Raw genomic sequence first — 8195 nt, 5'->3', positions numbered from 1 at the left:
CGCCGGCCTGACGGGCTTCAGCCACAATGGGGGCTGTCAGCGCTTTTTGCGCGTTCTCGGCGATCCATATTTTATTCAGTGTCCGGCCTGCCCTCAGCGCTTCAAGCACCGAATGCTTGCCGGCCAGTATTTCTTCGGTCTTGTCGTAATCTTCAACCATAGTTGTACCCTCCCGGTTCTAACTTTCCATTTGCCGAATGCCGCTGTGTATCAGTTCCTGCAGCCTTGCCTGCTGCCCCGTGTAATACAGATAGCCGATCAGACATTCGAAGGCCGTCGCGTAGCGGTACTCCAGCACGTCGGCATTTTTCGGTATGGTGCCTGACTTGGCGTTGCGTCCCTGCCGAATAATATCCTTCTCTTCATCCGTAAGCTCAGGCTCCAGCAAGCTCAGAATCTTGCTCTGCGCTTTGGCCGACACGAATCCGGTCGCGGCGCGGTGGAGATGGTTCGGGCGCAGGTTGGGACGCGAAATGAGATACTGGCGTACCGCCACCTCATAAATCGCGTCCCCGATATAGGCGAGCACAATAGGCGAAATCAGCTTGACCGGCTTGGAAGGCGCATAAGGAAACCAGCCTTCGCTCATTTGCGCTTCCAACGCATTCCCTGCGGAGTATCTTCCAGCACAATGCCCATACCGTTTAAAATATCGCGAATTTCATCGGCCCGGCCCCAGTTCTTCGCTTTCCGCGCTTCCGCGCGCTCCTCAATCAGACGCTCGATTTCGTCGTCGGCGCCCTCCTCCTCCGTTTCCGGAACGAGCCGGAGCACGGCGTTTATCTCTTCAAAAGCTTTCAGCAGCGCGGCAAGATCAGCCGGTGCCAGATCATTGTCCGCCAGCGCCAGATTGGCCGCGTTCACCCATTCGAATACCGCTGTAATGGCATCCGGCGTATTGAAATCGTCCTGCATTCTTTCATGATATTGCTTCACAATGCTCTCAAGCTTGGCCCGAAGCGCCGCGCCCGCTTCTCCCGCAATGCCTCCTTCAGCCAAACTCAGACGGTGCTTGACGTTGCCTACGGCGCTTGCTATGCGCTCCACGCTTTTCTCCGCCGATTTTAGCGCCTCTTCGCTGAAATTCAGCGGGTTCCGGTAATGCGTCGACAGCATGAAGTAACGGATCGCCCCCGCTTTGTAGAGACTGCGGAAGTCTCTGACAAGCAGACCGTTGCCGAGGGATTTCGACATTTTCTCATCGCCGATGTTGACGAAGCCGTTATGCATCCAGTAATTGGCGAGCGGCTTGCCGGTCAGCGCCTCACTCTGGGCGCATTCGCATTCATGATGCGGAAATGTCAAATCCTGTCCGCCGCCGTGGATATCGACGGTGTCGCCCAGGAATTCGCGGGCCATGGCTGAGCACTCGATATGCCACCCGGGACGTCCGTCGCCCCATGGGCTCTGCCAGAAGATCTCGCCCGGCTTTGCCGCTTTCCACAGCACGAAGTCTTCAGGATTCTCCTTGCGTGAATCGACTTCAATGCGGATGCCGAACTGAAGCTCCTCCAGGTTCTGGCGGGACAGCTTGCCATAGCTCTCGAATTTGGCGGTGCGGTAGAATACATCCCCGCCGCTTTCGTAGGCATAGCCCATATCCACCAGTTCCTTGATAAACTTGATAATCAGCTCCATACTCTGCGTCACGCGCGGATGGCGGGTAGCCGGCCGCACATCGAGTCCTTCAGTGTCCTCAAAGAAAGCGGTGATGAACATCTCGGCCATTTCGGGCACGGTCATGCCCATCTCCTCGGCCTTCTTGATCAGCTTGTCGTCCACATCCGTAAAGTTGACCACATATTCGACCTCGTTGCCGAGCTGCTCCAGATAGCTGCGGACGATGTCGAACACGATAACGGGTCTCGCGTTTCCGATATGGATATAGCCGTATACGGTCGGACCGCATACATACATCTTGACTTTGCCCGGAACAAGTGGAATGAATTCCTCCTTGCTCCGTGATAACGTATTGTAAATAGTGAGCGCCATGCTGCTCAATCCTTTCTCGCTCGGCCTTTTCAGGGCCGTCGCCAGTTGCCTGGTTAAATTTCGTAATCTCCGAAATGATGCTCGCTTTCCAGCCGCCGCTGCTCCGCCTTTTGCCTGTCTTCCCCGCCGATCTGCTGACGAAGCTCTTCGATCTCTTTTTGCAGAAAACGCAAGGAATCGACAACCGGGTCGGGCAGCTTCGTATGATCCAGTCTGTCCCTTACCCGCTCTCCGTTGCGCTTCACAATCCGGCCGGGATTGCCCACGACCGTACTGCTGTCCGGCACTTCCCGCAGCACGACAGAATTGGAGCCGACATTGCAATTATCTCCGATCCGGAATGAACCGAGCACTTTGGCTCCGGAGCCGATAACCACATTGTTGCCAACGGTTGGATGGCGCTTCCCCTTCTCTTTACCCGTTCCTCCCAGTGTGACCCCCTGGTAGATGATAACATCGTCGCCAATCTCGCAAGTTTCTCCAATTACCACGCCCATACCGTGATCAATGAGTAATCTCCTGCCTATCCGCGCGCCGGGATGAATTTCGATCCCCGTCATAAACCGGCTGAATTGCGATACCATACGCGCCACCGTAAACCATTCGCGCCGGTATAAGCGATGGGCAATCCGGTGAGCCCAAATCGCGTGCAGCCCGGCATAAGTAAAGACGACCTCGAACCGGCTACGGGCCGCAGGATCATTGTCAAGCACCACCTGAATGTCCTCTTTGATATACTCAAACATCGCGGTTCCCCCTCCATGCTTCCTCGCCTCCTGTTGTCAGGCAGAGCGAAGAAGTTAATCCGCCGTTGCTGTAATCTCTATAAGCGGCCGCTTGTATCTCTTCTATATTCAACAAAAAACGCCCCTGCAGCATAAAGCTGCAGAGACGTCGTCGCGCGGTCCCACTCTGCTTGGACAATGACTCCCCGCCTGAACAGCGGCCGGTTCCTTGTCCCCCTTGGCATCCGTAACGGTGATGTCTCCGGCGCGGCCTAACGGCGCCTAATGGCAGAAACCGCTCAACCGCACAGCTCACAGGCGCATTTTCCACGGTATGCCATGAATAACTTCCAGCCTGAAAAGGCAGGCCTTTTCGCGGTTATTCTCTCTGCAAATGGCTATTATACGCGTACTTCTCCTGATCGCAGCTTTTTCGATATTCTTCTACCTTATATCTTAGCGAAAAGCGCAAGGACTGACAAGAGCATTTGCCTATTGCCAAGCCCTTTAAGCTCTATTAATCTGTGCCTTGAGACGGTCAATGACACGGCTGCGTCCGAGGAGAGCAATGGTCGCGTTGAGATCGCGTCCATGCGTCTGCCCGGTCACGGCGACACGGATCGGCATAAACAGCGCTTTGCCCTTGTGCCCCGTCTCTTTCTGCACTTGCTTAATTAATGCCCCGATTGCGGACGGTATAAACTCCTCACTTGCTTCAATCTTCTCCAAAAAGGCGGAGAGCACCGCCGGCACCTGGCTTTCCGACAGAACAGCCGCCGCTTCCGTATCCAGCCCCAGATCGGTACGGAAGAAAATTTCCGACAGACCGACAATATCCGAGGCCGCCACCATCTGCTCCTGATACAGAGCGACAAGGCTTTCGGCCCAGGCTCGCTGCTCATCGCTTAGCTCGGCAGGCAATCTTCCGGCCTTTTGCAAATGGGGAATAGCCAGAGCCGCAATTCGCTGCGGATCGGCATGCTTGATATAATGATTGTTCAAATGTGCCAGCTTGTTCGTGTCGAAGACGGCCGGACTCTTGGACAGCCGCTCGGCGTTAAAGATGGAGATCAGCTCGTCCTTGCTGAAGATCTCTTCTTCCCCTTCCGGCGACCACCCGAGGAGCGCAATAAAGTTGAACAGCGCTTCCGGCAGGTAACCCAACTCGTCGTACTGCGAAATGAACTGGATAATGGACTCGTTGCGCTTGCTGAGCTTCTTGTGGTCCTGGCCGACAATCAGCGTCATATGGCCGAACAAAGGCGCTTCCCATCCCAGGGCTTCATAAATCATAAGCTGCCGGGGCGTGTTGGAGATATGGTCTTCACCGCGCAGCACATGGGTAATTTTCATCAAATGGTCGTCAACGGCGACCGCAAAGTTATAGGTCGGAATCCCGTCTTTCTTCACAATGACAAAATCGCCCATTTCTGTTGTCTGGAAGGAGATGGGGCCCTTGACGATATCATCGAAGGAATAGGTCCGGTCTTCCGGAACGCGAAACCGGATGCTGGCCACGCGGCCCTCCTGTTCATAAGCGGCACGCTGCTCATCGGTCAAATTCCGGTGCTTGCCGGAATAACGGGGCGTCTCTCCCCGCGCAAGCTGCTCCTCGCGCTCCGCTTCCAGCTCTTCCTCCGTACAGTAGCAGCGGTAGGCCAGCCCGCGGTCAATCAGATCCTGCCAGTATACGCGGTACAGGTCCAGCCGTTCCGTCTGGCGGTATGGGCCGTATTCGCCGCCGACATCTATGCTCTCATCCCAATCGATGCCCAGCCATTTCAAATATTTCAGCTGGCTTTCTTCGCCGCCGGCGATATTGCGCTTCACATCCGTATCCTCGATCCGGATAATGAATTTGCCGCCCTGGCTGCGGGCGTACAGATAATTGAATAAGGCCGTTCTGGCATTGCCGATATGTAAATGTCCCGTAGGGCTTGGCGCATAGCGCACCCGGACTTGATCTCCCATTTGAGTTCCTCCGTTCTTTCTTTAGGCCGGTCGTCCCAACCACAGTCATCTCATGATGATAGCATATTTTGGAGCAGGCAGACAATAGATTGGGCCGCAATGCCCTCGCCCCTGCCCGTGAAACCAAGCTGCTCCGTCGTGGTCGCCTTGACGTTGACCTGGGACGGCTGCGCCTCCAGCGCCCGGGCGATAATCTCCGTCATCTGCGGAATATAGGGAGCCATCTTCGGCTTCTGGGCGATAATGGTGGAATCGATATTTCCCAGACGGTAGCCACGCTCCTTCGCCAGCCCCCAGACATGCTCCAGCAGCTTCAGGCTGTCCGCATCCTTGAAGGCGGGGTCCGTGTCGGGAAAATGCCGTCCGATGTCGCCTAGCCCCAACGCGCCCAGAATGGCGTCGCTGATCGCGTGCAGCAGCACATCGGCGTCCGAATGGCCAAGCAGCCCCTTCTCATACGGAATCGTTACTCCCCCTATGATGCACGGCCGTCCTTCGACCAGCTGGTGCACGTCAAATCCTTGTCCTACAGCGATCATGCTTGTCCCTCTCTCCTCTTCGCAACTGTAAATTCCGCATATTCCAAATCATCCGGCGTTGTAATCTTGATATTGTCATAGCTCCCTTCCACCACCGCGACCGGTATCCCGGCCCGCTCCGCCAGGCTGGAATCGTCGGTGCCGACAAATCCCTCCTTCTCCGCCGCTTCGTAGGCCGCGCGCAGCTGTGACAGACGAAAGGTCTGCGGAGTCTGAACCGCCCACAGACTGCGCCGGTCCGGCGTGGAGAGCACTCTTCCCTGTCCGTCCACCTGCTTGATCGTATCCTTGACCGGAACGGCAAGAATTGACGCGCCCGTTCGCTCCGCTTCTTCATAGCAGGCATCAATATCAGCGGGACGCACGAACGGCCGGACTCCGTCATGGACCATAACCCATTCCGTGCTTAGCCGTTCCAGTCCCCGGTATACGGAATGCTGCCGCTCGGCGCCTCCGGCTACGATGTCTTTTACCTTGCTCAGCCCGTATTCGTCAATCCATTTCCGGCAGCGCTCCCTGTCCTCCGCTCCGGCAACAAGCACAATCTCCGAGATCCGCTCATGCCGCTGGAACACCTCCAGCGTATGCAAGACGATTGGCTTGCCCTGGAGCAGCAGGTACTGCTTGCTCTCTTCCGTTCCCATACGCGTTCCTCTGCCTGCCGCCACAACGACGACGCCGACACTTTTTGCCATTCTTGTAAGCTCCTGTCCTTGATTCGAGGGCTCCCCCGCGCCCTTGGCCTGCCGGGTTGCTCCTGTATACCCCCATCATAGCGCGTTTGGCGGGCTTTTCCAAGCCTTGCGCGGCTTTCGCCCGGCAAACAGAAAGAAGGCGCTCAAACGGTTTGTCCGTTTAAACGCCCCGGTATTACTGCGCTTTCTCCAGAAGCTTCGGCTTCGCAAAAATCATCCGTCCCGCCGACGTCTGCAACACGCTCGTGACAAGCACTTCCATCGTGCTGCCGATAAATTCGCGGCCACCCTCCACGACGATCATGGTTCCGTCATCCAGATAGGCGACGCCCTGTCCATGCTCCTTGCCGTCCTTGATGACCTGGACGATAATTTCCTCGCCCGGCAGCACCACCGGCTTCACCGCGTTGGCCAAGTCATTGATATTAAGCACGGAGACGCCCTGCAGCTCGCACACTTTATTCAAATTGAAATCATTGGTCACGACTTTCCCATGCAGCACCTTTGCCAGCTTGACCAGCTTGCTGTCCACCTCGGAAATTTCCTCGAAGTCCCCCTCATAAATCAGTACCTTCACGTCCAGCTCTTTTTGTATTTTATTCAGAATGTCCAATCCCCGGCGTCCCCGGTTGCGCTTGAGCAAATCGGATGAGTCGGCGATATGCTGCAGCTCCTCCAGCACAAATTCAGGAATGACGATGGTTCCCTCGATGAATCCCGTCTTGCAGATATCCGCAATCCGCCCGTCGATAATAACGCTCGTATCGAGAATTTTGTGCTCCTCCGGCCCGGGGGCTTCCGGCTCCGCCGCAGGTCCGAATCTTCCGGTTGCCCAGAGCGACGCCAGCTCCTTCTTCTTTTCCAGGCAGATTCGCAGCCCCAGGTACCCCAGACCCGCGGTAACCGGCACCTGCAGAAGCTCGCCCGCCGTTCCCAGCCATGTCATGCAAGGATAGAGCAGCAGCGACAGCAGCAAGCCCCCGATCAGCCCCGCCGTTCCGGCGGCCAGTTCATCCGTCGGCACCTGGGAGAAGTACCGCGCCGCCTCCCGCAGCCTCGCTTTCCCCCAATCTGCGCATAACGCCACCGCGAACAAAAAAATAATGGCACCCAGCACCGCAAACAAAAGACTGCCTCCAATCGGCAGGCTGCTTCCCAGCCGGCTCATCCCTCTTGGAAAATCCCGCTCTGCGGCATGATACACTGAGTAGCCCGCAAAGCCTCCGCATAATGCGGCAAATAATAAAACCCATTTTTTCCACATGGTTTTAACGCACCTCCCTTAATCTCACGATCTACCTCCAGTATGTTCCAATTTTCAGGAAGGTAATCGCGGGAGGCCCATTTTTTTAATGCGCGGAAAGATAAGCTTGTCCCGATTTGCGGCTTAGTACCCGTTGAAAAAGGGCTTTAGCGTATCATATAATGAACTCAATTTAAGAAACGGAGGGAAGGCAAATGAGCGCACCGAGTTTACAGGCTTTTCAAGACCAGGTCTCCGAGCTGCTGCTTAGACACCGCAGTCTTCTGGATGTTCTGTCCAAGAACGGTCAGAGCAGCGCATCGGTCAATCGTGCCGTCGTCAAGGCGATTACGGAATGCGGCTGTATCGAGCTTCATGCCAACAAGCAGGTGTTTGAAGCCGGGGTAAGTCTGGAGAAGGCGAAGGAAAACGCAGGTACCCACGTTCAGGGAGAGCTATGCGAGAACTGCCGCGAGGTTATTGGTTCCGAGCTTGGCCGGGAGCTGTTCTACATGTCGGCGCTGTGCAATTTGCTCGGGATCAATATGGACGAGGTCGTTGTGAAGGAATCCCAAAAATGCGCAACCCTCGGACTGTTCAATTTGTCGTAGAAGCCCGCCGAAAACATAAACAAGAGCCGGTTACCGCACCATGCAGGCGGGAATACCGGCTCTTTCATTATCAGGATATGGAGCTTACCCGTTCTTGGAGTGATAAGCCTCGTCATCCGAACGTCTTCTATTGCGGCGACGGCGTCTGGCCGCCAGTCTGTCAACATTCTGCTTCAAACCGTACAGGGCGTACAGCGCCAGCAGAACAAAGATCATCTTGGAAATCTGCTCCGGGAAAACAACGGCAACGGCGACAGCAACAACAATGACGATCGGCGCGCCGACGACCGCTTTTTTGGGAATTCCGACCTTCTTGAAGTTCGGATACTTCACCGTGCTGACCATCAGGTAAGACAGCAGCAGCGCAGCGATAATCATAAAAAGCGGGGACACATCCTTATGGAACAGGGACAGCGTCG

Annotated in this window: 9 protein-coding genes and 1 pseudogene; 1 reads left to right on the top strand and 9 read right to left on the bottom strand. The window is 55.7% G+C overall.

Annotated elements, in window-relative coordinates; all coding sequences use genetic code 11:
- The 8 genes from L692_RS29785 to L692_RS0121880 form a co-directional block, all read right to left on the bottom strand.
- The coding region (locus tag L692_RS29785) for an RNA methyltransferase substrate-binding domain-containing protein (RefSeq protein ID WP_036724945.1) at positions 1 to 160 on the bottom strand (160 nt) is incomplete at its 3' end.
- 18 nt (positions 161 to 178) lie between these two features.
- Positions 179 to 589 (bottom strand): Mini-ribonuclease 3, encoded by a 411-nt coding sequence (locus L692_RS0121910; protein WP_025702142.1) that lies wholly within the window; start codon positions 587 to 589, stop codon positions 179 to 181.
- The gene (cysS, locus tag L692_RS0121905) at positions 586 to 1992 is read right to left on the bottom strand and encodes a cysteine--tRNA ligase (protein WP_025702141.1); all 1407 of its coding nucleotides are present in this window, start codon (positions 1990 to 1992) and stop codon (positions 586 to 588) included. The genes L692_RS0121910 and cysS overlap by 4 nt, the downstream gene beginning before the upstream one ends.
- 53 nt (positions 1993 to 2045) lie before the next feature.
- Positions 2046 to 2738 (bottom strand): serine O-acetyltransferase, encoded by a 693-nt coding sequence (cysE, locus tag L692_RS0121900; RefSeq protein ID WP_025702140.1) that lies wholly within the window; start codon positions 2736 to 2738, stop codon positions 2046 to 2048.
- 486 nt (positions 2739 to 3224) lie between these two features.
- A complete protein-coding gene (gltX, locus tag L692_RS0121895) occupies positions 3225 to 4688 on the bottom strand; it encodes a glutamate--tRNA ligase (protein WP_025702139.1) in 1464 nt (487 codons plus the stop codon).
- A gap of 50 nt (positions 4689 to 4738) precedes the next feature.
- Positions 4739 to 5227: a 2-C-methyl-D-erythritol 2,4-cyclodiphosphate synthase gene (ispF, locus tag L692_RS0121890; protein WP_025702138.1), complete on the bottom strand. Its 489-nt coding sequence runs from the start codon at positions 5225 to 5227 to the stop codon at positions 4739 to 4741.
- Positions 5224 to 5922 carry a 2-C-methyl-D-erythritol 4-phosphate cytidylyltransferase gene (gene ispD / locus L692_RS0121885; protein WP_025702137.1) on the bottom strand — a complete coding sequence of 233 codons (699 nt, stop codon included), beginning with the start codon at positions 5920 to 5922 and terminating at the stop codon, positions 5224 to 5226. Before ispD ends, ispF begins: the two co-directional genes overlap by 4 nt.
- A 175-nt stretch (positions 5923 to 6097) precedes the next feature.
- A complete protein-coding gene (locus L692_RS0121880) occupies positions 6098 to 7186 on the bottom strand; it encodes a PIN/TRAM domain-containing protein (protein WP_025702136.1) in 1089 nt (362 codons plus the stop codon).
- 194 nt (positions 7187 to 7380) lie between these two features.
- Between L692_RS0121880 and L692_RS0121875 the strand changes: the two genes are divergently transcribed.
- Positions 7381 to 7776, top strand: a complete 396-nt coding sequence (locus L692_RS0121875; protein ID WP_025702135.1) for a nucleoside triphosphate pyrophosphohydrolase family protein — start codon at positions 7381 to 7383, stop codon at positions 7774 to 7776.
- An 84-nt stretch (positions 7777 to 7860) separates the two neighbouring features.
- Here L692_RS0121875 and L692_RS33105 read toward each other — a convergent pair.
- Positions 7861 to 8195: pseudogene (locus L692_RS33105) on the bottom strand (CDP-diacylglycerol--serine O-phosphatidyltransferase); the annotation flags it as partial.

The sequence above is a fragment of the Paenibacillus forsythiae T98 genome, assembly GCF_000520735.1.
GTDB lineage: Bacteria > Bacillota > Bacilli > Paenibacillales > Paenibacillaceae > Paenibacillus_AQ > Paenibacillus_AQ forsythiae.
This window is presented reverse-complemented; position numbering and strand designations above follow the sequence as displayed.

Excerpts from the sequence above, each read along its gene's own strand:
- cysE (WP_025702140.1), bottom strand. The coding sequence starts at position 2,738 with ATGTTTGAGTATATCAAAGAGGACATTCAGGTGGTGCTTGACAATGAT.
- ispF (WP_025702138.1), bottom strand. The coding sequence starts at position 5,227 with ATGATCGCTGTAGGACAAGGATTTGACGTGCACCAGCTGGTCGAAGGA.
- cysS (WP_025702141.1), bottom strand. The coding sequence starts at position 1,992 with ATGGCGCTCACTATTTACAATACGTTATCACGGAGCAAGGAGGAATTC.
- ispD (WP_025702137.1), bottom strand. The coding sequence starts at position 5,922 with ATGGCAAAAAGTGTCGGCGTCGTCGTTGTGGCGGCAGGCAGAGGAACG.
- gltX (WP_025702139.1), bottom strand. The coding sequence starts at position 4,688 with ATGGGAGATCAAGTCCGGGTGCGCTATGCGCCAAGCCCTACGGGACAT.
- L692_RS0121910 (WP_025702142.1), bottom strand. The coding sequence starts at position 589 with ATGAGCGAAGGCTGGTTTCCTTATGCGCCTTCCAAGCCGGTCAAGCTG.
- L692_RS0121875 (WP_025702135.1), top strand. The coding sequence starts at position 7,381 with ATGAGCGCACCGAGTTTACAGGCTTTTCAAGACCAGGTCTCCGAGCTG.
- L692_RS0121880 (WP_025702136.1), bottom strand. The coding sequence starts at position 7,186 with ATGTGGAAAAAATGGGTTTTATTATTTGCCGCATTATGCGGAGGCTTT.